Below are 22,994 nucleotides of genomic sequence, written 5' to 3'. Positions count from 1 at the left end.
CCACGTATTAACACGCCTAACAACAGTGTCATAGATACTCTTTCCATCCTCGCAGTCTGGCTATTTAGAGAGAAGATAAGGGGAGTTACCATGGAAAAGGGAGTATGGCTTAAGGTTCAACGCCAAGATGCACAGCAGAACATATCTGGAGAGCGTGCGTTTCATATTGCTAATGAGGTGCGCAGAAAGTATCAATTTGACGAGGCATTGTATGAGCTCTCTGGTAATGTCATTTTTGCTGATGTGCAGGCAGTGCGTAACTTTTGTATTAAGGTAAATCTGAGCAAGGAAAAATCGGAAGCTTGGCAGGCGCACGAGGTGAATGCCATGGCGCTTATTGATGAAATTAATCATTATCTGGTTAGGTTGTATCGAGAAAAACACGATGGAAAGATGTGGTCTAATTTCTTTTCTCAGATTGATTTGTCTTATGGGAAGAATAAGCGTAAAAAGATGATTGAACTCTTTGGAGCGCTCTTTTCTCCACGGGATGTTTATCAGGAAAAAGTAACCTTAGCGCACTACTTATCCGATCCTCAAGCCTCTGAAAATCGCTGGGAGGTGGAGATGGAGGAGAGTTGGATGCTCTTTTTAGCCAATAATAATCCTGCGTTTGCGCCTTATGGTGAGCTGTTTGTTGATGAGCCGTTGCGTAGTCAGAGCATTTATATCCCTGCGATTGCCACGTTGCGCCACTATCTACAGTCGGGCTTTGCCTTTGGCCCTGAAGGCGAGACACTTTTTGAGTTGTTGGAAAAACCAGCTAAGCTCTTTCCGCATAGCCTACAGCAACAGCTAGAGTATATGCAACGTTATTGGGCGAAGCATTTTCATTTGGAGGCGATTTTTGCGCATAAATTGGTTAAGAGTTTATTGTTGATTAAGGAGCAGGGTTTTGCACCCAAATATGCCTTTGGTGCGGATGGGCATGGCGATGGGCGTCGTGAGGTACATCTTCCGCGTTATCGTTTGAGTGCGCACGAACCTGAGGCCTTTACTGATGATCATGCGTGGATGCCCAATGTCGTCATGATTGCTAAGAATGCCTTGGTGTGGCTGGGTCAATTGAGCAAAAAATATGGCTATCCTATTGAGCATCTTAATGATATTCCCAATGAGGAGCTGATTCATCTGGCGCAGTCGGGCATTAATACGTTGTGGCTGATTGGCATTTGGCAACGTAGCTACGCGAGTAAGCGTATCAAGCAGATTATGGGTAATATCGAGGCGGCTGCCAGTGCTTATAGCTTGGAGGATAATGTGATTGCTCCTGAACTGGGTGGTTGGCAGGCATTGGTGGAGTTACGTGAGCGTGCGCATCAATTTGGTGTGCAACTGGCGAGCGACATGGTGCCTAACCATACAGGCATGGATAGTCGCTGGGTGGCTGAACATCCTGATTACTTTTTACAACGCCGTGATCTACCTTATGACTATCACTTTACGGGCGAGAATTTAACCCAACGCCATGGCATCGAGCTCTACTTGGAGGACGGCTATTATCGTAAGAGTGATGCTGCGGTGGTCTTTAAGCGTGTCGATTCGCATAGCGGGGAGGTGCGTTATATTTATCATGGCAACGACGGCACGATGATGCCTTGGAATGATACAGCGCAGATCGATTTTTTAAATCCGCAGGCAAGAGAGGCGGTGATTCAAGAGATTTTGAAGATGGCGCATAACTTTTCGGTGATTCGCTTAGACGCGGCGATGGTCTTGGTGAAGAAGCATATTCAGCGGTTGTGGTATCCATCCATTCATCATGGGGCGGGGGATTATATTGCCTCTCGTGGGGAGTACGCGATGAGTGATGAGGAATTTGAGCGCCTGATGCCGGTAGAATTTTGGCGCGAAGTGGTGGATCGGGTGGCAAAAGAGCGCCCGCAGACGCTCCTGATTGCCGAGGCATTTTGGATGCTGGAGGGCTACTTTGTGCGATCGCTGGGGATGCATCGTGTCTACAATAGCGCCTTTATGCACATGTTGATGCAGGAGGATAATGCGGAGTATCGTGCATTTATCAAGAAGACGATTACCTTTGATTTGGGTATCCTCAAGCGGTTTGTCAACTTTATGAGTAACCCGGATGAGAAGACGGCGGTGGAGCAATTTGGACGAGGCGATAAGTATATTGGGGTGGCTACGTTGATGTCGACGTTGCCGGGCTTACCGATGTTTGCGCATGGTCAGCTGGAGGGATTTAGCGAGAAGTATGGCATGGAGTATACGCGGGCGTATTATGACGAAGAGGTGGATGAGGGATTATTAGCGCGCCATCGTAGTGATATTTTTCCGCTGTTGCATCGTCGTGGGCTCTTTAGCCAGTCGCGCCACTTTCGTCTCTACGACTTTATGCATGAGGGAGCGGTAGAGGAGAGCGTCTTTGCCTACAGTAATGCGATGGGCGATGATGTTGGCTTGGTGGTATATAATAATCGTTTCCCCGCGGTGCAGGGGAATGTTCACTGGTCTTGTTCTTACAAAAATGAGCATAAGCAACTGGTGAGTCAGTCGATTGCCGACGCCTTACACCTGCATGATGCCGATGGCTATTATGTGATTTTTCAGGAGCAACGCAGTGGCTTGTGGTATATCCGATCGAGTGTATCGGTGCATCGCGAGGGCTTTCATATCTTGTTGAGGGGCTATGAGTCGCAGGTTTTTTGGAATATTCGTGAGGTTACCGATCCATACGGGCATTACTATCACTTGTGTCAGCGACTGCATGGGGCTGGATCACGTTATGACCTATTGAGCACGCATCCAACTTCGTTTGCCCTCGAGAGTGAGATCATCGGGTTGACCCATCAGCTTACCCCGATGATTGAGCAGAGTATGGTGGGATTTTATCCGCTTGGAGAAGATCAGGTTGTGAAGAGCGCCCCCCTCTCTGATAAGGAATTACAGGCGTTGGATCTTAAGCAGGAGCGTCTCTATTTAACGCGCATTGCGAAGATTGTGGAGAGTAATGGCGAGGATGCTTCGCTCGTGGGTGATGCATATTGGACTAAAGTACAACAGGAGTATCGCTATTTATTACAGATGGAGAAATTTATCACCAAAACCGCAAAAGATAGCTATCTCTTAGATGAGCGATACTTGCGCTTTGTACATTACTATTTCTGGCTCAAAACGCTCTATGACGTGGGTGTGTCAAGCGACATTTTGGAGAATGAGGTGGTACGCGAGAGTTTGCGAAGTTGGTGGCAGGAATCTTCATGGGAGAGCTTTAGCCAGATGCATCACTTGGCATTGGGCTTGGTGCAAAACCATCGGGCGATGATTCTTACGCGAGAGGAGCTGGACGATTGGTGGCAAGAGCTATGTAATAATCGCCACTTTATGCAGAGCGTGGGGGTGAATAGTTACGATGATGTGCTCTATTTTCACGATGAATCGTTGAATTTAGCGCTCCATTTGATCTGGTCGGTGCTCTATTTTGAGCAGAACATGACGGGCAAACTTTATGGCTATCGCTCTAAACTAAACCTCATTCAACAGGCAAAACGTTGGCAGAGTAAACGCGAGCAGAGTCATTATTTATACGTTGAATTTACGCAAGCAATCGGGCGTTAGTTGGCTTGACAGCGCTGGGTAAATATGCTACATTAAGAATGACGGAGGGCAGAATGCCTTGGAATAGTATGATTATTTGGATTGGGTTACTGGTCTTTTTTCTGATCATCGAGGTCGTAAGCTTTCAATTGATTGCGGTGTGGTTCGCTGCCGCAGCATTGACGACGTTCTTTCTCTCCTTTATGGTGGAGAGTTTGGCGATACAGAGCTTTATCTTTTTGATTTTATCGGGGGGATTTTTTGGACTCTTCTACCCGCTCTCGCGTCGCATCTATCGCCCCAAAGCCGACACCAATAGCGAACGCGTGATCGGGAAAGAGGCGGTAGTCATTGAAGAGATCGATCCTGCGATGGGCAAGGGTCAAGTAAAAGTAGATGGCAAGGAGTGGAGCGTAAAGAGCAAAAATCCGCATGCCTCTAACATAGCAGTAGGAACGGTGGTTAAGGTGCTCGCCATCGAAGGCGTGAAGCTGGTTATTGAGCATCAAGAGGAGGCGTAGGATGGAGATAGGTATCATAGCCCTATTGGTTGTATTGGGTATTATCGTGATGGTGATTGTTTCGAGCATTCGGATTGTACCACAGGCGCATGCGTTTGTCGTGGAGCGTTTGGGGGGATATTTGGCGACGTGGGGCGTAGGCATTCACTTTAAGATTCCTCTTATCGATAGTGTGGCGCGTGTGGTCTCGCTTAAAGAGCAACTGGTGGATTTCGATCCGCAGGCAGTTATTACGCGCGATAACGTTACGATTCAGGTGGATACGGTGGTCTTTTTTCAAATTACTGATCCCAAAGCATTTACCTACGGTGTACAGAACCCTTTGAGCGCCATCGAAAATTTAACCGCGACTACGTTGCGTAACGTGATTGGAGATCTTGAATTAGATGAGAGTTTGACCAGTCGAGATGTGATTAATACGCGCATCCGTGCGGTGCTTGATGAGGCAACTGATCCTTGGGGGATTAAAATTAATCGTGTTGAGCTAAAAGATATTAAGCCACCTAAGGGCATTCAAGATGCGATGGAGAAGCAGATGCGTGCCGAGCGTGAAAAGCGAGAAGCTATCTTACGTAGCGAAGGCGAAAAAGTGAGTGCGATTTTAACGGCGGAAGGGCAGAAGCAGAAGAAAATTCTCGAAGCAGAGGCGGATAAGGCTGCGGTGATTTTGGCTGCCGAAGCGCAACGTGAGGCGTCCATTCGAGAGGCGGAAGGCGAAGCTGAAGCAATTCTCAAAGTCAAGCAAGCAACGGCAGATGGTCTGCGCATGATCAATGAGTCTCATCCTACTGCCGAGGCGCTCAAATTGCGTGCGTTTGAAGCCCTTGAGAAGGTCGCAGATGGGCAGGCAACGAAGATCATCATTCCTTCAGAAATTCAAAATCTTGCTGGTCTCACCAGTGCTATCTCTGAGTTGGTAAAAAAGGATAATTAATGCATAATCATCAAGATCTCCTGAATATTGTAGCTTTTATTGAAAAGTATGACCGTTTTTTGGTATTAGGTCATGTGGCTCCGGATGGAGATTGTATTGGTTCTCAATTGGCATTAATGCTCTTTTTGCGCCGATTGGGTAAGCAGGCAGAGGTTGCCTCCGTGGGTCCCTTTAATAAGAATGAAGTGAAGGCGCACGAGGGGCTTTTTATGCGCGAGATTACCGAAGAGTGGGCGGATGCCGCCGTCTTTATTGTTGATTGTGCAACGTTTGAACGTACCGGGTTTGCGCCTTTTGGGGTGGAAGCAAGGAGCATCGATCACCATGCGAGCGTAGAGGCGGGCGCGGTATCGGGGCTTATCGATGCAACGAGTCCCTCGGCGACGCTCTTGGTGCAACGGGTGATCGAGGCTTTTACCTTGGGCATGAGTGAGGAAGAGGCACATTGGCTCTTCTTGGGCTTTACCACGGATACGGGATTTTTTCGCCACTTGCGCGCGTATAGTGGGGAGCATGTGCGTCAAGCCTCTAAGCTGATCGATCTTGGCGCTTCGCCTGCTGAGACCTTCGCGCTGTTGGAGGGTGGTTATTGTTTGCGCGATCGGCAATATTTGGGTCGGCTATTAGCCTCTAGTCAATCATTTTTTGATGATAAAGTGATTATTGTAGAAGATCATGTGCAAACGGTAAAGGAAGAGGGCGCACCGAGCCGTGATAGCGATACGCTCTATCGCCTCTTGCTCTCTGCCGAGGCAACGGAGGTGGTGATTGTCTTACGAATGGATGAGGAGCAGACGACGGTAGGTTTACGTAGTAAAGATTATGTGGATGTAGGTACTATTGCCCAGTCGTTGGGCGGAGGCGGACACGCGCGCGCCTCAGGCTGTACGGTGAAGAGCCAAGAGCATCCCCTAGCCGATCTTAAAGAGTACCTGCTTGAGCAAATTCAGCGACAGTTGTAACTATAGAATAAATTCTTGGCTTACTATTGATATTTTTTTGTACATATGGTAAACTTTAAGGAAATCATTATGTTTTAGTAATACAGCGCATGATGGTGGATACTGTTATAAGGAGTTTTACTCAATGCAAAAAAAAATTATCCTATTGATACTACTTTTGGGCGTAGGTTTACTCGCCTGTAAGCCCCACGAACCTGATTTGAATATAGACGATGATACGTCTGTAGATCCCTTCACCTATCTGACACTTGTGGAAACGATTGAGGTTATTCGAGATGACTACGCACCACTGCAGTGGTATTGGAAAGGGGAGCCGTTTGATAACGATAATATTCCCACCGATCCAGAATTTCGTAAAATTGCTGATATTGTCGCGATAGAAGGAGTTCCTGTACCTAATGACAATTCCTTCTATAGAATAGAAAAGAATGGTTGGTCATCGACGATAAAAGGACGAGAAGTGACAAGTACTTCTGGTTTTGAGAGTAATTTTAGCCTATATAATAGTCTTTATAGTGGTAAAGCTAATGAGTCATTATATTATAGATTTTCTATAAGGATTACCGTGCGTGATGGCGATAATTTAGTGGAAGAATTTAGACTAGATGAAGGTGTCACGGTTAATACACCTAACATAGACATGTCGCTTCATGGCTACCTTTCATTAAGTCATGAAGCCTGGCAAGAGAGTATCTTACCAGCAGGTACTTATACACGTACTGAATTTGATGCAAAACTAAAAGACTTTCCCCAATACCGGTTTTTATATATTCCAGCCCTCACATACGCCCCTAATACTCCGATGATTTACAATGCAAAAACGGATCTATTAACGATAGGATCATATGAGTGGAATCTTCGAAAAAAGAGTTATCCTAATCTTCTTTCTTTCCCTCGTGTATGGCTAAGCATTGTAGGGTTTGAACACTCTGGATTTGGAAGCTATGTGTTAGCTAATTATCCTAACAACATCACATATACTTATGTGCTTATGGCAGTCGTTAATGATAGAGATCCGCAGGGAAATTCACTTCGGCATGTTGTCTATCTTACTAGTGGTATTGATCGTAAATTTACAAGATTTAAATACTTGCGTTAGTTATTGCTTTTTTTGTAGAGCATGTTGGGGAGGCTTAGCCTCCCTTTTTTATGGAATATGTATCCATATGATATAGGCTATATAGAGAATCAAAAAGAGGCGAAAGTCAAGCATTTCGTATAGTGATAGTCGTATATTTTTTAGGGGATAAAAAACCCCTGATGATAAGCCACCCGCATCGCATCATTCACTATCTACCGTTGCTTTCTTCCGAACCTGGCGGGGTTTGATAATAAATAACCGCACGGAGCCTAGCACCAAGGGATTATTTTCTCTATCGGAGAGAGGGGGATTCGAACCCCCGGTACCTTTCGGTACACAACCTTTCCAAGGTTGCACCATCGACCACTCGGACATCTCTCCAAAATTGTAAGCAGAGTGGGTTTGATGGTATGTAAAATCGGAGAGAGAGGGATTCGAACCCTCGGAATCCTCACGAACTCAACAGATTTCGAGTCTGCCCGATTCAACCACTCTCGCATCTCTCCGAGAGTAACCCATGTATCAAGATACATAACTACTATCAGTTATGTATCATAGCAGAAAGCCAAAAAAAGATCAAGTGGGTAAAGAGATTTTATTTTTTGTAAAAACTGATTGCGAAAAAGTTCTAAATTTGCTAAAATTAGAAAGGGAGGGCGTATGGCTAGAGATCGTAGGGCAAGACGTTTTATGGATAATCGGGCTAAGCGCGGTGTACAGCGCAGACGTAGGTGGCTGGTAGGTGGGGGTGGTCTCATCCTGTTGCTGACGGCGCTGGTCTTGGGGTGGTTACCTCACGCGCTGGTGCGGTATGCGTATATGGAGAGCGATCCGATCCATCAGCCCTATCCCCAAATCTATGCCGTGGTTAGTGATGCTCCGCTGTGGCTCAATGACAAGAAGAAGAATGAAGAGCTGGCAACGCGGGTGGCTAAGCAATTGGGCTATCGTGATGTGATCTTGTTGGAGAGTCGAGAAGAGGTGGCTTTTAGCGAGGATTTTTTGGCTGGCTGGTCGATTGCAACCGAGGTGATTGCCCAAGACTTCGCGACGCGCCCATTGGAGGGGAGAGCGGAGCGTAAGGGATTTTGGGGCTTGTACTACTTCTTTAATGAGATGGATCTTGAGGTGTTGCACTATTTGGAGAGCGCCTATCCGCAGTGGGAGGTTGCCTCTTTGGAGATTAGGGCGGGGGAGAATGCCTCTTTACGTCGACGTTGGAGCAATCCCATCACCTTGGCAAGTCATCATGTAAATGACGGAATTTACAGCTTGGTCGTCTGGGATAGCGCACTTAATGACCAACAACGGCGCTCTCCTTACTCGGTTGCGCTGGAGGTTGCACAATCTTTTAGCCATGAGCAAGACTACGACGGCTTCATCCTCCTCAACTACCGCTACGTCCGCGAGTATCAGCTAGATTTCGACATCTTCCCCATCAAGCGCTCCCAAGTAGAAGAAAATTTACAAGCCCTCCACGCCCAAGGCTACGCGCATGCACACGCCGACATCCTCTACTTTCGCTAATTTTCTCTTTCCTTTATAATAAGTGAGAAGAAATTTACAAGAAGTATGGACAACAAGCTAAAAATTTGCTATGATTGAGGCGCAGGGTTATTGATCTTTTTTACATTTATGTTTATTATCGAACTAATTATCTCTTTAGGACTGGATGGGAATGGATTTTATCGAAACAGAACATCAGCAATTAGCGAGTCAAACAAAGGTCTACTTTACCCAAGAAGTTATCCAAGCTTTGGGTATTGAGGGTGACGTTATCCTGCGCTATCATGTCTATGACTTTCCTGTGCAACTTTATAGTATCCAGCACGACCAGATGCGCGTGATTATCGAGGCAGGAAATTTTTTCCAAAAAACGGTCTCTAGCACCAGCGAGCGTGAGGTTCGTCTGCATATCTACGCACACAATAAAGAGTTCGCCGCCGATCAAGAGAGTGTAACCATCGGTGGTATGCTAGTAAGCGTGGATGAACGTCATATCGAAAAAGATGGAGAGACTCACCTCCTTGTCGAGGTGCTTTTTACCCTCGATGATACATCGTTATCGCTCATCCAACGTGTGCTTACTCCTATTATTCGGGTGATGCATGAGCCCCAAGCGGATCAGGATCCAACGCTTGTCCTTAGGGATGCGCATTTACGTTCGGACCTTTTCAGCTTACCTCACTGCGCGCTCTATCTTAATCAAGATGATTTAGGGATGCGCTTTTTCCCTGTCAGTTTTCATAAGCAGGGATTAACCTTTTTGCTAAAAGAAGATAGCGTTAGCCGTGAGGCGACAGCTACCTTAGTGATGGTTATTTTAGAACATCATCTCTCCATTAGAGTGGCAGTAGAGATCCACGCGATAGAGGAGAAAGGCGACGGTTTGGTGGTCTGTTCGGCGCACTTCATCGATAAACCACCGATTGGATATTATTTGTTTTTAGATAAGTTACGGGACAGTGAAGATCGCGAATAGCATATAGGAATCGAGAATGGCTAGTAATATTGAAAGAATTAGAGAAGCAGTAGCACCAGATAAGCAGGAGTCTAGGGTTTATGATCCTATTATCTCCTTGGCAAGACAATATCATCCGGCCACGGGGGTATCGGTGCGGGTATTTGACAATGAGGTCCATGAAATTTATCGTGTTGATCACCCTTCGTGGGGATGTCAATTTTGTCAGCATATGCGCCTTGGGGTGCAGCAAAAGAGTAGTGCGGAGTATCAACCTAAGGAGCATTGTGCCACCACACATGTTTTTGGGGCGGTTCGTTCGCGTCAATTGAGTGGGCATTATGTCTACCAGTGCCGATCGGGCTTTACCTTTTGGTCGAGTCCTATCATCATTAACGGGCGATTTTTAGCCAGTGTAGTGGCTGGAAGCACGATGCTCATGAATCGTGAAGAGTTTATTAAACGCGCGCCTAAGTACCATCAAGGTCGGCTGGTTGACACGTTGGGGGTTCAACTACTAGAGCAGGTAGAGAGTACCTCCGAAACGCGGGTGGTGGCGCTTGCGGAGATTTTACACCTGAGCTGTAGTGCACTTTCGCAAAAGCACTCGCACATGATGTTTCGTGGGGCAGGGCGTACGCAGGATCGTGATTTGGTTTTTAATGCTGAATTTAAGATGTATGAAGAGTTGTTGGTTTTGGTAGAGAGTGGCAGTACGCATGAGGCAAAGGATCTTGCTGTTACCATTTTCCAAAAAATCGATGAGGCGATGGAGAGCGATTTCTTTCGCCTTAAAGAGCAAATTTTAGATCTTGCTATCTTTTTAACGAATGCTACCAACGTGCAAGGTAGTGGTGATTTTTCGCTTAACGTGCAATTTTTAAGAGATCTTCAAATGATTATGACAACAGAAGATCTTCGTGAATGGCTTCTTTCTGTGATTGAGATGGTGAGCTCGATTCCAACGCGCGTGAGTCAGCTTAAGTATGGCCATTTACTTGTACACGCGGTACGTTATATGCATCAAAATTTTTCCAAGAACATCACTTTAGAAGAGGTCTCTAAGATTGCAAAACTTAGCCCTTCATACTTCAGCCGTCTCTTTAAAACCGAGATGGGCTTAAGTTTTACCGAGTATCTCAATCGTATTCGTATTAACGAAAGCAAACGTAAGCTTAAATTTACTAACCTTACTCTCTTTGAAATTGCGAATATTTGTGGGTTTTCGGATCAAAGTTATTTTACTAAAATTTTCAAACGAGCTGAGGGTATTAGTCCAGGGCGCTACCGTCAGTCCCAAAAAAATGATGGATCAATATAATATGCGACACGAAGAGGAGAGCATCAATTAATGAATATTATGTTAATCACAAGTACTATCTTTCTGGTTTCTGGGGTTACCTTATTTACCGTGAGATTAGTCTTATTCTTTAAGGTAAAAGATTATACGGAGGAGATGGCGAATGAAGCTGCCGGATTGTTACGCTTAGGCATGGTAATGGTCGGATCATCTATTAGTGGCATGGTTGGCGATCGCATAGGGATGGATACCTTTCCTATTATCACCATGATGCTTGTAACGGGGTTGATTCTTTTTGTCTTGTTGCTTATTTTTACCGCACAGTTGAGTCGAATGCTCTCGGTTTGGGCGATTCGTAATGATCTACAAAAAATCCATGAGGAAGACGAGGCAACGAAGGTGATCATTGTGGATGATGCCAAAGATCCTAGGTAACCCTTTAAATCAACGATTGTACAGGAGAGCGCATGCATATTTATCGTTATGAAAATCCATCAGAGCTAGAGACGTTGCATCGTCCTTGTGTGGCGGTTGGTGATGATGAAGAGGTATCTTTGGATGCATTAAATGCAATGTTTGCCTTGATGCATCAGCATAATGGCATTGGTTTAGCTGCCCCGCAGGTGGGAATTTCACAGCGTTTTTTTATTATTGAGATCGACAAGGGTACGCCCTATGTCTTTATTAATCCAGAAATTGTAGAAACATCTCCCCAGATGGTAACTTCTGAGGAGGGTTGCTTGAGTTTGCCTGGTCTCTATGCTGAGGTGCCACGTTATCGAGAGATTACGGTGCAGGCGGAGGGCAGAGATCGCAAGCGTTTTCAGTTGAAAGCCACGGGCTTAATGGCGATGTGTATTCAGCATGAGTATGATCATCTTAATGGTGTGCTTCATGTGGATAAAGTTGCAGACTCTGTGTTGAAAAACCAACTGCTGGAGCGTTATCTTCGCAAGCAGAAGTCTGCTCATCGGCGAGGACGCTAATGCGTATCTTATTTGCTGGTACTCCAGAAATTGCCTTACCTACGCTGGAGCGTCTTCTTACACTGAAGGGAGCAGAGGTGGTTGGCGTCTTAACGAACCCCGATGCACCGGTTGGGCGTTCGAAAGAACCGCAACCTACCCCTATCAAGCGTTATGCCTTGCAGAAGAATATTCCTGTCTATACTCCCCAGCGTTTAGATGGTGCATTTGAGGAGCAGATCGAGGCGTTGCGGTGTGATTTGTTGGTCTGTTTTGCGTATGGGAAGATTTTTAAAGCGACCTTTTTGGCGCTCTTTGCGCAAGGTGGTATTAATATTCATCCAAGCCTTTTGCCCAAGTATCGAGGGCCTACGCCAATTCAGGCGGCGCTTTTGGCTGGTGATAGCGAGAGTGGTATTACGATTCAGCGTTTAGGATTGCGGATGGATGCGGGGGATATTCTTGGGGTAAAGCACGTTTCCTTGAGTGATTTTCCCCATGCCGATGCGGTGCAGGCGTACGTGGCTAGAGAGGCTGCGGAGCTTCTATCCGACATATTTCCTGCTCTCGTAGACGGGAGCATCAAGGCGCGTGTGCAAGAGGAGGCGCAAGCTACCTACTGTGCGATGTTACAGCCCAGTGTGGGTAAAATTGATTTTTCCTCTGAATCAGGATTGGCTATTGTGCATAAAATTCGTGCGTATACCTACTATCCTGGTGCGTTTTGTCTTTGGCAGGATAAGAAATTATTTCTTTATCAGGCAACATTTACGCAAGACATTTCACCTGGAACGGTAGGAGAGGTGGTTGCCTTTGAGAAGAATAAGGGATTAGGCATCGCTTTATCTGATGGCATGCTTTGGGTTACGCTTTTAAAGCTTCAGGGTAAGCGTGAGATGGATAGTGCTAGTTTTTTTCATGGTAATCGTGCTATAATAGGGCAGATTTTGCAGTAAAGTTTTACAAGATAAGTGAGGTGTAGCCGGTGGCAGAGCAGAGAGAAGAGATAAATAAGAGCGCGCGTTTGGTGGTGATGAGTGCATTGATTTCTGTGTTAGCGATGTTGGTTTTATCTGGAGTTACAATTTTATCTACCTCTAAACCTAAGGATGAGACGATTGTTCCACGGGTGGTGGGTATCTCCTTGAGCGAGGCGATGTTGCTTTTACAAAACAGCGATCTTAAAGCCAATATTACGACGCGCTTTGTAGAAGATGAACAATTTGCAGCCGGATTGGTTTTAGAGCAACGTCCTTTGGCGGGATCCTATCGTCGTGTGAATGGGGAGCCGGTAGAGTTGACGGTGAGTGCTGGTTTAGCGATTACCACTTTAGAAGATTTCATTGGCATGCGCATGGAGGATGTCCGTACGGCGATTGTCTCTCGTTACAATGGGTTAATTACGATTAAAGAACCGTTAATTTATTTGAGCAGTCAAGAGCCTTTGGGTACGATTATTGGGCAAGATCCCAAGGCTGGGGAACCATTGAGCGGGCCGGTGGCGGTATCCTTTTTGGTAAGCCGAGGGATGGTTGCAAACAACCCCATGCTTACTGCGTATGAGGGGCTGGCTGTAGAACGCGTCCTTATTCAAGCTGGACAGAACAATTTACCGTTTCATTTTATTATTGAAGGAGAACCAACGGATGGCCATCCTGTGATTGTCCGACAAGAACCTCCTGCTGGTAGTGAGCTTGAGAGCGGTGAGGTGGTGCGTTTCTATCTTCAGCCTAGCAGTAACCCTAATGGTATGATTTTGGGTACACGTGAAGTGATTGTGCCTGAACATGCTACTCCGATCAAATTGGAGATCGTCGCCTTACGTGAGGAGAAGGAAGAGCTCTTATTGACGACGTATCAGCAGGGAGTCTCCTTAATTTTTGCTTACTATCAACCAGCTGGCACGCAAATTATTGTTCGAGTTAATGGACAAGAGCAGGGGCGTATCGAGATCAATTAGAAAATTATTGTAAAAAAATATGATTAAGTACAAAAAAGTACTAGAATCATCCCCTCACTTATGTTAAAATAGCAGTTGTAATCAACATAGCAAGGGAAGAAAGTGAGGGTTGTATGAACAAGGAGTATCAGTACCGAGCCTTATTGGTGGGTAATCCTAATTGTGGGAAGAGTGCAATTTTTAATGCACTTACTGGTAGTCATCAGCGTCTGGGTAACTGGGCGGGGGTGACGGTGGAGATGAAGGAGGGGATTTTTACCTATGAGGGTAAGAGTTACCAAGTGGTGGATCTCCCCGGAATTTATAGCGTTAATGCCGAGAGTGAGGATGAGGAGGTTGCTTGCCAAGCGCTCTTCTCCTTAGACTACGATTTAATTATTAATGTGTTAGATGCAAGTAATCTTGAACGCAACTTGTATCTAACCACGCAGTTGATTGAGATGCGTAAGCCGATGATTTTTGTCTTGAATATGATAGACGTGGCGCAAGACTTAGGCATCTTTGTCGACGTGGATCTCTTAAGTGAACAACTGGCCTCCCATTTAGAGAGTCATATTAGTAAGGGGGAGATCTCTGTATCGCACCTTAAAGAGCACGATCTCGACCTAGAAGATTTGGTGAGTGGTCTTAAACAGTACCACATTGACGATGATTTAGTAGCCACTTATATTGATGGACACCTTGCGGATCATCCTTCTGGAAAAATTGACGGAAGATTGTTAGAACAGCACTTGGGAGCGCCTCTTTTAGCGATGAGTGCGGTGCAGAAGGGCAGTGGGGAGAAGCTTCGTGAAGTGATAGCTAACTCTTTAGAGAGTAGAAAGATATCGGCAATGACGATTCCTTATGCGCCTATCCTTGAGGAAGAGATTGCTCGGTTACAGGTAAACGTGGGTAAGACAGCGGAAGCCTTGCGCATTAGTCGTCGTTATGTGGCGATAAAATTACTTGAAGGTGATCATATTGTCTTGAAAGAGGCACTCAGCCAAGGCGAAGTTACGCGGGAAGTTTTAGAGCTTAAACGTAATGTGATTAAAGAAAATTTGCGAATGACGGCGCGTACGGCGATTATCGAGGGGCGTTATGGGGTGGTGCATGGCATCATTGAGCGCGTAACGCGACTACCTAATAAGGAAAAACGCACGCGTACGGATAAGATTGATGACGTGGTTTTACATCGATTTTTGGGTATTCCTATCTTTATGGCTATGATGTATCTGCTCTTTTGGTTCGTGATGAAGGTGGGAGCAGCCTTTCAAGATTTTTTTGATATCGCTTTTGGTACGATTTTTGTGGAGATTCCGGATCTTGTGATGAGTCGTCTTGGCGTGCCCGACTGGCTGATTGCATTGCTTGCGCACGGCGTGGGTGCAGGGTTGCAGGCGGTCTCTACCTTTGTGCCGATTGTCTTTGTGATGTTTTTAGGCATCTCTTTGTTGGAGGATTTGGGCTATATGGCGAGAGCCGCCTTTTTAATGGATAAGTCATTACGTAAAATAGGCTTACCGGGAAAAGCGTTTGTGCCCTTGATTGTCGGTTTTGGATGCACGGTTCCTGCGATGATGGCCACCCGTACGCTCTCCAGTAAGCGCGATCGAATGATTACCATGTTTATGGCACCGATGATGAGTTGTAGTGCACGTCTTCCGGTGTATGCCCTTTTTGGCGCAATCTTTTTTCCTGAGCAGTCGGCGCTGATGATCTTTTCGCTTTATATTATCGGTATTATTATTGCACTTTTGATTGGGTTAGTGCTCCATCGTTCCTTGCCGTTCAACAAACATGAGCAGTATTTTGTCATGGAACTTCCCCCTTATCACCGCCCACAAATACGTCTTTTGTTGAAGCACACGTGGATGCGCACCAAAGGATTTGTCTTTAAAGCCGGTAAATACTTGGTGATTGCGGTAACAATTATCGGGGTATTTAACACGATTAATTTGCGTGGAGAGATTGTGGAAGACCCTAATGACTCCATTACCGCCTTTTTAGGGAAAGCCGTTACACCAGTTTTTATGCCTTTTGGCGTGGAGCAGGAGAATTGGCCCGCATCGGTTGGCTTATTGACGGGGATTGTTGCTAAAGAGGCGGTGATTGGGACAATCTCTGCAATTTATAGCCATAACGAATTTCTCCAAAAGGACGAAGAGGGCGATGCGGAGGAAGATGCTTCGGTTTGGCAGACGCTGGTGGGTGGCTTGAGTGAAGCTGTGGTTACGACTTGGGAGAATATTTTGGGGATCTTTAGCTTAGAGTTACTATCAGCCGACTCTGGTGAAGATGAGGATTCTGAGGCTCGTTTAACACGTAATTTATTATCTGCATTCAACTTAGGTAAGTGGCAAGTGTATGCCTACCTGCTTTTTGTGTTGATTTATGTTCCCTGTGTTGCAGTAATCGCAACGGCTTATCGTGAACTGGGTTCATTACTTGGGATGATTATGATTACCTACTTAACGGTATTAGCTTGGGCGGTGGCAGTACTCTTTTATCAAGTGGTCATCGGGGGATCCATGTTATGGATGAGTGTCTCTTTGGTTATTTTAGCAGGTCTGGTAGCTTTCTTCTTTTTCCTAGGAAGTAAGTTATTGGAGAAATATATCGTTAAGTAAAAGCGAAAGAATATAGAAAATAAAAAGACAGGTTGAACCTGTCTTTTTTGTAATACAATATAAGCTTTTCTTAGCTAAAGAGTTTACCAAAGCCAAGAGAGAAGACCATGGCAAAGAGAGCAACGGTTTCAATAATACCCAGTACGATAACATAAGAACCAAAACCTTTACCTGTTTCACCTAAAGCATCACAAGCATAAGCTGCAACTTTTCCTTGCAAAATACCAGCAATGGCAATTGCTAAACCACCAAAAAGACCAATAGTTCCAGCCAACGCCGGCGCATGAGGGGCTACATTAGCACTAAGATCGTTCATGACAACCATACCATAGAAGGTCTGAGAGAGAGGAAAACTCACCAAAATCAACATGGCAGCGTTAGCGCGTTTGCCCGAGAGCAAAGCTTTCTTCCATGCACCAACAGCACCTTGTGCTGCAATACCGATACCAATACCACTACCAATAGAGGCGATAGCGAAGGCTAAATAGAAACCCGAAAAAAGTAAATCGTTCATTTGAAAACTCCTTAAAAATAATTTTTATTTTGTTGTTCTATCACTTTCCACAAAAGCATTTTTTGCCTTAAAAGGCTCGTAGGGCACACCAGACCATACTAAGCCGATGTGTCCACTAAATTCGAGACTGTTGAGACGCACAGCATGTACCAAGACGCCCAAGATACCCAAAACAAGGTTCAATGTGTGCGCAAAAATGAGAATAAGAGGCGTCATAAAGACCGGAGAGCTTAACGCTAGCTCATTAAAGCTGGAGGCAATGCTAAACCCTGCCAAGCCCACCGCATAAAGACGGATATAGCTTAGTGTATCGGAGAAATTACCCACCGCACCCAAGACATTGGCAAAAGCTCCCTTAAGACCATTGACAAAACCTGCGCCTAAGTTGACATTTGCTTGTTGCTCACCAAAGAGTAGTCGAAGAACTAATCCAATAATAATCATTTGCACATTCCAGCTAGGAACCGCGCCTACAAACGTATTTGGGCCAATCAACATATTGACAATAAGAATAAAGAAACCAAAGAGCATCATCAATTGCCCAATCTCCGACGGCACCGCTTTAATATTGCTCTTAAGTTTGATACCCAGAGCCCAAAGGTGTGCGATGGTTAAGTGGGTGATACCAATGGTAAATGAGAGGAGCTGAAGATTACTATCTTCTCCCAGCCAATCATTTTTTAGCGAGGCAAAGAGCGGGACATGTTGGGCAAGACTAAAGCCAAACCAACTGTCGGTAAGAATACCCCACATAACGGTAAGTGCAGACATAAACGCTACATAAGGGAGCAGTGGGGTTACGGGTTTGTTAGCCATTTTCAGCTTGGTGATGCCAAAGAGTGAGAGCAGGAGGAAGATAGAACCATAGGCAGCATCACCGACGATCATCGAGAAGAAGATGGCAAAGAAGAAGGTCATCACATTACTAATGTCGATCTCTTGATACCCTGGGGTAAATTCGAGCGCATCAAGGATAGGTTGGCTAAATTTGCCAAAGAATCCGGGTTTGATTTTGGTGGGAATTTCTGCATCCGCATCTTCATCGCCGGTAATCGCCTCTTGAATGTGCAACGCCCAGCCATGTTTTTTTGCGTAATCCTTAAGTACCAAGAGATCCTCAGTGGGAACAAAGCCATGTAAAACGGCAAGCTCTTCATAATCTTCCACGTTGGCGACGGTCTTCTCAAAGCGAATAGACTCCTCCAAACGGCTAATGTGTTGCTCTAAGTAAGTACGATCTTTGTTGAGGTTAATGAGATCATTATTGCGATCTTGGATACTCTTTGCAATATCATGCACCGCATTGCGCATCTTGCCCACACTCATTGGCGGTAGCTCTAAGGATTCCAGCGCGGGAAAATGCTCCTCGCTCTCACTATAGAGAGCGATATAGTGGATACCTTTAAGCACCTTACAGAGGAATAGATTAGTATTCTCTTGACTAGAAAGGCTTTGATAAGTACGCGCATCCACCTTGTAAAGGCGAATGAAATAGCCACGTGCTTGGAGATCGTGCAGATCTTCTACCGAGAAATCACCCCAAATGGCGTACTGCTCAATTTGTTGAAGATAATGCTTCTGCTGTTTGTCTAACTCTTCACGCTGTTGATACATACGCTCAATATCGTCTTGCAACTTGGTGATATCTACGGTGCGCGTGGTGATCGGTTCCCCAGGTAGATCAGGCAGATAGCGTAGCATTATTTCTGCACGCGATAGCTGATGGTGAAGCTTAGCGATGGAGTCGTTGTAGTTTTCCTGCGCGTTGACATGAAAGAGATTGGCAGTTGCTAGGGCATCCAATGCCTTTGCCTGCGCGCTCTTAGCCATAATCAAAGAGACTCGAGACATTTCTAAAATCATTCTACGCTCCCTCCTGGTGTTCGCTCAATTTCTTTTTGCTAATCTTTCCACGCACCACAGTTGCGGTCTGCTCATCACCCAAAAAGATGTTAATCTTCTTGATGTTCTGCTGTGTTTCGGGGATTTTGACCTTTTCAAAGAGATTAACCCGCTGGCTAGTGGTACGTAGCTCTTGTTCTAAGAGCTCGACCTTTTTGTCGTACACCTGTCTACGAATGTCCCACTCCATCGCCATCATCATCTGCTTGGCCGCCTTGTCTACCCACAGTGGGGTAGTAAAGAGGTTGTACGTAGATGGCTTGAAGCTGGCACTCTCAAAGATAGGAATGTCGACACCAGCGATGTTGCCACGTTTAATTTGCAAGCTCTCTAGGGTAAAGAAGCTCTCCACTTGAGGCACCTCCTCACTAAAGACCGCCACCCAACGCATAAATTCTTCGGTAATGCGGGCGTGTTGGTCTCTTGCGTTATCGCGCTCGGCCTGGGCAGAGCGGATTTCGGCTTGCAACTGCTGTTTCTTGAGCGTAAGCGTGGGTAGGTAGCGCTTAAACATTTTAAGCGCGTCCTTTTGCTTCTTAAGCTCATTTTTTGTCAGTTTAATTTTTGCCATGGTTACATACCCTTAGGCCAGAACTCGGCAATTAAATCGGTCTTGATACCCGTCTCTTCCTTGGCAAAACAGGTAGCCATAATCTCCCAACCTTTGTCTAATGCATTTTCTAAAGAGATGTTGATGTTCAAGTCCATCATCTCTTTTTCGAAGAGTGCGCCATATTTAAGAAGCTTCTCATCCCATGCGCTCATGTTGAAACCCATCGATTTTTTTTCGGAGGTATCTTTATAGGCTGCATAGAGTTTGATCATCGCGTCCATAATGGTTCGGTGATCCTTTCGGGTGCTTCCATTAACCTGTTGCTTTAGACGAGAGAGCGAACCAAATGGCTCGATACGTCCACCTTTAAGGTAGAACTGACCCTCGGTAATATAGCCGGTATTGTCAGGCACAGGGTGGGTAACGTCATCACCGGGCATGGTGGTAACGGCAAGAATCGTGATCGATCCGCCATTTTCGCCTTCAATATCAACCGCCTTTTCATAGCGCGCCGCCAACTGACTATAGAGATCGCCAGGATAACCGCGGTTTGAGGGAACTTGCTCTTGGGTGATGGCAAGCTCTTTCATCGCGTCGGCAAAGTTGGTCATATCGGTGAGCAGTACCAAGACATTTTTGCCCTTCATCGCGTACTCCTCGGCGACAGCCAAAGACATATCGGGCACCATCAAACACTCAACCGTTGGGTCAGATGCGGTGTGCACAAACATAACCGTACGCGTGAGCGCACCACCATTTTCTAGTGTCTCTTTAAAGTATAGATAGTCGTCGTATTTAAGACCCATTCCACCTAAAACAATGATATCAACTTCTGCTTGCATCGCAATACGCGCAAGAAGCTCATTGTAAGGCTCACCAGAGCTGGAGAAAATGGGGAGCTTTTGGCTCACCACGAGCGTGTTGAAGAGGTCAATCATTGGGATACCGGTGCGGATCATGTTTTTGGGAATGATACGCTTGGCAGGATTAAAGGAGGGTCCGCCGATGGGAACAAGATTCTCCTCGATGACAGGACCAGCATCACGTGGATCACCTGAACCGTTGAAGATACGGCCAAGCATGCTATCGCTAGCGGCAACGCGCATGGTACGACCCAAAAAGCGCACTTCATCGTCGGTGGCAACACCACGACCACCCGCAAAGACCTGTAAAGAGATGCGATCGCCATCGATACGGCTAACTTGCGCAAGCGACTTACCAAAGCGTGTGTTGACTACAGCAAGCTCTTCGTTTTTGACTCCCGTAGCACGCACTGTAATCACGCTACCAGAAATATTTTCAATACGATTGTAAACCTTTGTCATTAGTTACCTCTCTTTAAAAACTCAGATCCAGCAAGGTAGCTACCATCTGCCATCTCTTTAATCATTGTATCGACCTCTTTTTCCATTTTTTGGAACTCAGGGGTCTGCCACATCGTGCCGTTCCAGTCGAGGAACTTCATTCTTAATACGTTAAATTTATTGCGTGCCTCGGTCTTATCCGTGAACTTCATGCCACGCGCAAGAACATCCATCACGTAGGTAAAGACGTGGGCTTGGCGCTCAGGCGTAACGCTTGCATCGGCAGGGTCAAAGCCATTTTGTTGAAGATAAACCGCATCAAAGAATTCGCCTTTAAGGTAGAGAAGATAGTCATCCTCACTCGTCCCTTCTTCGCCAACAACCTTCATCATCTGCTCTACCTCGATACCACGAAAAAGCACCTTGCGGGCAAAGGCCACAGCTTTAGGGTCGATCACACCGATATATTTACTCCAAGAGTCTATCGGGTGAATGGCAGGATACTTACGTGCATCCGAACGCTCACGGGAGAGACCTAAGAAGTTACCCACAACTTTAAGTGTAGCTTGGGTAACAGGCTCTTCAAAGTTTCCACCCGCAGGAGAGACCGAACCACCAATGGTAACCGTACCCATCTTTCCATTCTTAAGACGAACGGCACCCGCGCGCTCATAGAAGCCGGCAATGGTGGACTCAAGGTAGGCTGGGAAGGCCTCTTCACCAGGAATCTCCTCCAAACGACCAGACATCTCACGCATCGCCTGCGCCCAACGGCTGGTAGAGTCGGCAAGCATGAGCACGTCTAAGCCCATCTGACGATAATACTCGGCCAAGGTAACGGCAGTATAAACCGATGCTTCACGCGAGGCAACGGGCATCGAGGAGGTGTTACAAATAATAATCGTACGCTCCATTAAGCTACGCCCTGTCTTGGGGTCGATAAGCTCAGGGAACTCTTTAAGCGTCTCTACAACCTCACCGGCGCGCTCGCCACAAGCCGCGATGATGACAACATCCACATCGGAGTTACGGCTCATCTGCTGTTGAAGAACGGTCTTACCCGCACCAAAAGGACCAGGAGTACAGAACGTTCCACCTTTAGAGACAGGAAGGAAGGTGTCGATAATACGAATCTTGGTGATCATCGGCTCGGTAGGTTTCATTTTTTCGCTGTAGCAGTCGATAGCGCGTTTAACCGGCCAGTAGAAGCTCAAGGTGAGGGGGTAGCTCTCGCCACGTTCGTCGGTAATCTCGGCGATGGTCTCACGGATGGTGAACGATCCATTCTCCTTAATACTTTTGACGGTGTAAGTTCCTGTCATGTTGAAGGGAATCATAATTTTGTGGTCGAAGGAATTTTCGGGTACGCTACCGATGTAGTCGCCACCGCTAACGGTATCGCCTGCTTTTACGCTGGCGGTAAAGTCCCACTTACGCGTGATGTCGAGGGGTTGTAGGTAGATACCACGTTGCAAAAAGTAGCCAGCCTCTTCGGCGAGTTGTGGGAGGGGGTTTTGTAGACCGTCATAGATCTGTCCAAGCAAACCAGGTCCTAGCTCGGCAACTAAGAGTTCGCCCGTAAATTCAACTTCATTTCCGTTGGCTACATCGCGGGTCGACTCAAAGACCTGCATCTGGCACTGATTACCACGGATACGAATAATCTCACTCTTCAAGCGAGTTTTACTCTCGGGTAGGACAATGTATCCCACCTCATTCATTGCCACAGCACCGTCAACTTCGATGGTGGCCATATTTCCATTTACGCCGATAACGACGCCTTTTGTCTTACTCATCTAATATTCTCCATCAATACAGTTTTTGCTTCGCCTAAAATCAGCTCGTACTCTTTTTGATAATTTGCCTCGCCAAGCTCTTTGGTAAAGAGACTGCGACGGGTAATTAATTGCAATTGCATGCTGTAAATGAGTAGAGACTCCATGCTAAAGTACTCAAGCGTGCGCTCCGATTCTAGGAGCGCCCAGCGTGCCTTATTTAGTTCGATCTCCACTTTCAAGGGGTCAGACTCCTCAAAGGCATTGAGTGCGGTCTGTCTAATATCCGCACTGTCGATATCCACGCCGGTGTGCAAGAATTCCTCCTCTTTCATGTTGAAGGCTTTGGCGCGCAACTTGACAAGCTCATTGCGTACGGCGATTTCCCAGTGCCAAAATTTCTTCTCCACATTGCCTAATCCCTTAAGATCTGTCGGGATATTTTGGAGATCGAACGAGAGTAAACGTCGATACTCTTGTTCGCCAAGACCGCCATGGGCTTGTTTGAGAAATTCAGGATAGGGCATACGTGGCGCATCGTCGTTCACCGAGAGGGTGGGCAGGCTCGCCATCAAAAAGTATAAATTTGCCATAA

Annotated in this window: 19 protein-coding genes, 2 tRNA genes and 1 other RNA gene; 13 read left to right on the top strand and 9 right to left on the bottom strand. The window is 46.1% G+C overall.

The window, feature by feature from the left end; translation table 11 throughout:
- Positions 1-90 precede the first annotated feature (90 nt).
- The 5 genes from PVA46_RS05365 to PVA46_RS05345 all read left to right on the top strand — a co-directional run bounded on the left by PVA46_RS05365 (position 91) and on the right by PVA46_RS05345 (position 7,071).
- A complete protein-coding gene (locus PVA46_RS05365; protein WP_167695727.1) occupies positions 91-3,576 on the top strand; it encodes an alpha-amylase family protein in 3,486 nt (1,161 codons plus the stop codon).
- 53 nt (positions 3,577-3,629) lie between these two features.
- Positions 3,630-4,076: an NfeD family protein gene (locus PVA46_RS05360; protein ID WP_167695726.1), complete on the top strand. Its 447-nt coding sequence runs from the start codon at positions 3,630-3,632 to the stop codon at positions 4,074-4,076.
- A 1-nt stretch (position 4,077) separates the two neighbouring features.
- Positions 4,078-5,010, top strand: a complete 933-nt coding sequence (locus tag PVA46_RS05355) for an SPFH domain-containing protein (protein WP_167695725.1) — start codon at positions 4,078-4,080, stop codon at positions 5,008-5,010.
- Positions 5,010-5,972, top strand: a complete 963-nt coding sequence (locus PVA46_RS05350; RefSeq protein ID WP_167695724.1) for a DHH family phosphoesterase — start codon at positions 5,010-5,012, stop codon at positions 5,970-5,972. The genes PVA46_RS05355 and PVA46_RS05350 overlap by 1 nt, the downstream gene beginning before the upstream one ends.
- A gap of 124 nt (positions 5,973-6,096) precedes the next feature.
- Positions 6,097-7,071, top strand: coding sequence for a hypothetical protein (locus PVA46_RS05345; protein WP_167695723.1), 975 nt, complete (start codon positions 6,097-6,099; stop codon positions 7,069-7,071).
- A 159-nt stretch (positions 7,072-7,230) separates the two neighbouring features.
- On the opposite strand, the gene ffs is transcribed toward PVA46_RS05345, so the two are convergent.
- The 3 genes from ffs to PVA46_RS05330 form a co-directional block, all read right to left on the bottom strand.
- Positions 7,231-7,328, bottom strand: an RNA gene (gene ffs / locus PVA46_RS05340) — signal recognition particle sRNA small type.
- Positions 7,329-7,349: 21 nt separating this feature from the next.
- Positions 7,350-7,434 (bottom strand) — tRNA-Ser (locus tag PVA46_RS05335).
- Between the two features lie 38 nt (positions 7,435-7,472).
- A tRNA-Ser gene (locus tag PVA46_RS05330) sits at positions 7,473-7,559 on the bottom strand.
- Positions 7,560-7,713: 154 nt separating this feature from the next.
- Here PVA46_RS05330 and PVA46_RS05325 point away from each other — a divergent pair.
- From PVA46_RS05325 to feoB, 8 genes are all read left to right on the top strand, one after another.
- Positions 7,714-8,580 (top strand): hypothetical protein, encoded by an 867-nt coding sequence (locus PVA46_RS05325; RefSeq protein WP_167695722.1) that lies wholly within the window; start codon positions 7,714-7,716, stop codon positions 8,578-8,580.
- A 151-nt stretch (positions 8,581-8,731) separates the two neighbouring features.
- Positions 8,732-9,535 (top strand): PilZN3 domain-containing protein, encoded by an 804-nt coding sequence (locus PVA46_RS05320; RefSeq protein WP_167695721.1) that lies wholly within the window; start codon positions 8,732-8,734, stop codon positions 9,533-9,535.
- Between the two features lie 16 nt (positions 9,536-9,551).
- The gene (locus PVA46_RS05315; protein WP_167695720.1) at positions 9,552-10,835 is read left to right on the top strand and encodes an AraC family transcriptional regulator; all 1,284 of its coding nucleotides are present in this window, start codon (positions 9,552-9,554) and stop codon (positions 10,833-10,835) included.
- A 30-nt stretch (positions 10,836-10,865) separates the two neighbouring features.
- The gene (locus PVA46_RS05310) at positions 10,866-11,249 is read left to right on the top strand and encodes a hypothetical protein (RefSeq protein WP_167695719.1); all 384 of its coding nucleotides are present in this window, start codon (positions 10,866-10,868) and stop codon (positions 11,247-11,249) included.
- Between the two features lie 32 nt (positions 11,250-11,281).
- Complete coding sequence (gene def, locus PVA46_RS05305) at positions 11,282-11,800, top strand: peptide deformylase (RefSeq protein WP_167695718.1); 519 nt, start codon at positions 11,282-11,284, stop codon at positions 11,798-11,800.
- Entirely contained in the window at positions 11,800-12,735 is a 936-nt protein-coding gene (fmt, locus tag PVA46_RS05300) for a methionyl-tRNA formyltransferase (protein WP_167695717.1), read from the top strand. The genes def and fmt overlap by 1 nt, the downstream gene beginning before the upstream one ends.
- Positions 12,736-12,764: 29 nt before the next feature.
- Complete coding sequence (locus tag PVA46_RS05295) at positions 12,765-13,739, top strand: PASTA domain-containing protein (RefSeq protein WP_167695716.1); 975 nt, start codon at positions 12,765-12,767, stop codon at positions 13,737-13,739.
- Positions 13,740-13,852: 113 nt separating this feature from the next.
- Positions 13,853-16,351, top strand: a complete 2,499-nt coding sequence (feoB, locus tag PVA46_RS05290) for a ferrous iron transport protein B (RefSeq protein ID WP_167695715.1) — start codon at positions 13,853-13,855, stop codon at positions 16,349-16,351.
- 70 nt (positions 16,352-16,421) lie between these two features.
- Here the strand turns inward: feoB and PVA46_RS05285 are convergent, their stop codons facing one another.
- The 6 genes from PVA46_RS05285 to PVA46_RS05260 are packed head-to-tail and all read right to left on the bottom strand — an operon-like array spanning position 16,422 to position 22,992.
- Entirely contained in the window at positions 16,422-16,865 is a 444-nt protein-coding gene (locus PVA46_RS05285) for a V-type ATP synthase subunit K (RefSeq protein WP_167695714.1), read from the bottom strand.
- 24 nt (positions 16,866-16,889) lie between these two features.
- Positions 16,890-18,728: a V-type ATP synthase subunit I gene (locus PVA46_RS05280; protein ID WP_167695713.1), complete on the bottom strand. Its 1,839-nt coding sequence runs from the start codon at positions 18,726-18,728 to the stop codon at positions 16,890-16,892.
- 1 nt (position 18,729) lies between these two features.
- Positions 18,730-19,338, bottom strand: a complete 609-nt coding sequence (locus PVA46_RS05275) for a V-type ATP synthase subunit D (protein WP_167695712.1) — start codon at positions 19,336-19,338, stop codon at positions 18,730-18,732.
- Positions 19,339-19,340: 2 nt separating this feature from the next.
- The gene (locus PVA46_RS05270; RefSeq protein ID WP_167695711.1) at positions 19,341-20,645 is read right to left on the bottom strand and encodes a V-type ATP synthase subunit B; all 1,305 of its coding nucleotides are present in this window, start codon (positions 20,643-20,645) and stop codon (positions 19,341-19,343) included.
- Positions 20,645-22,420 carry a V-type ATP synthase subunit A gene (locus PVA46_RS05265; RefSeq protein ID WP_167695710.1) on the bottom strand — a complete coding sequence of 592 codons (1,776 nt, stop codon included), beginning with the start codon at positions 22,418-22,420 and terminating at the stop codon, positions 20,645-20,647. The genes PVA46_RS05270 and PVA46_RS05265 overlap by 1 nt, the downstream gene beginning before the upstream one ends.
- Positions 22,417-22,992, bottom strand: coding sequence for a DUF2764 family protein (locus tag PVA46_RS05260; RefSeq protein ID WP_167695709.1), 576 nt, complete (start codon positions 22,990-22,992; stop codon positions 22,417-22,419). Before PVA46_RS05260 ends, PVA46_RS05265 begins: the two co-directional genes overlap by 4 nt.
- Positions 22,993-22,994: the final 2 nt, after the last annotated feature.

It is taken from the genome of Entomospira culicis (genome assembly GCF_028748145.1).
GTDB classification, from domain to species: domain Bacteria; phylum Spirochaetota; class Spirochaetia; order WRBN01; family WRBN01; genus Entomospira; species Entomospira culicis.
Note: the sequence above shows the minus strand (reverse complement) of the source record. Positions and strands in the feature narration are given on the sequence as shown.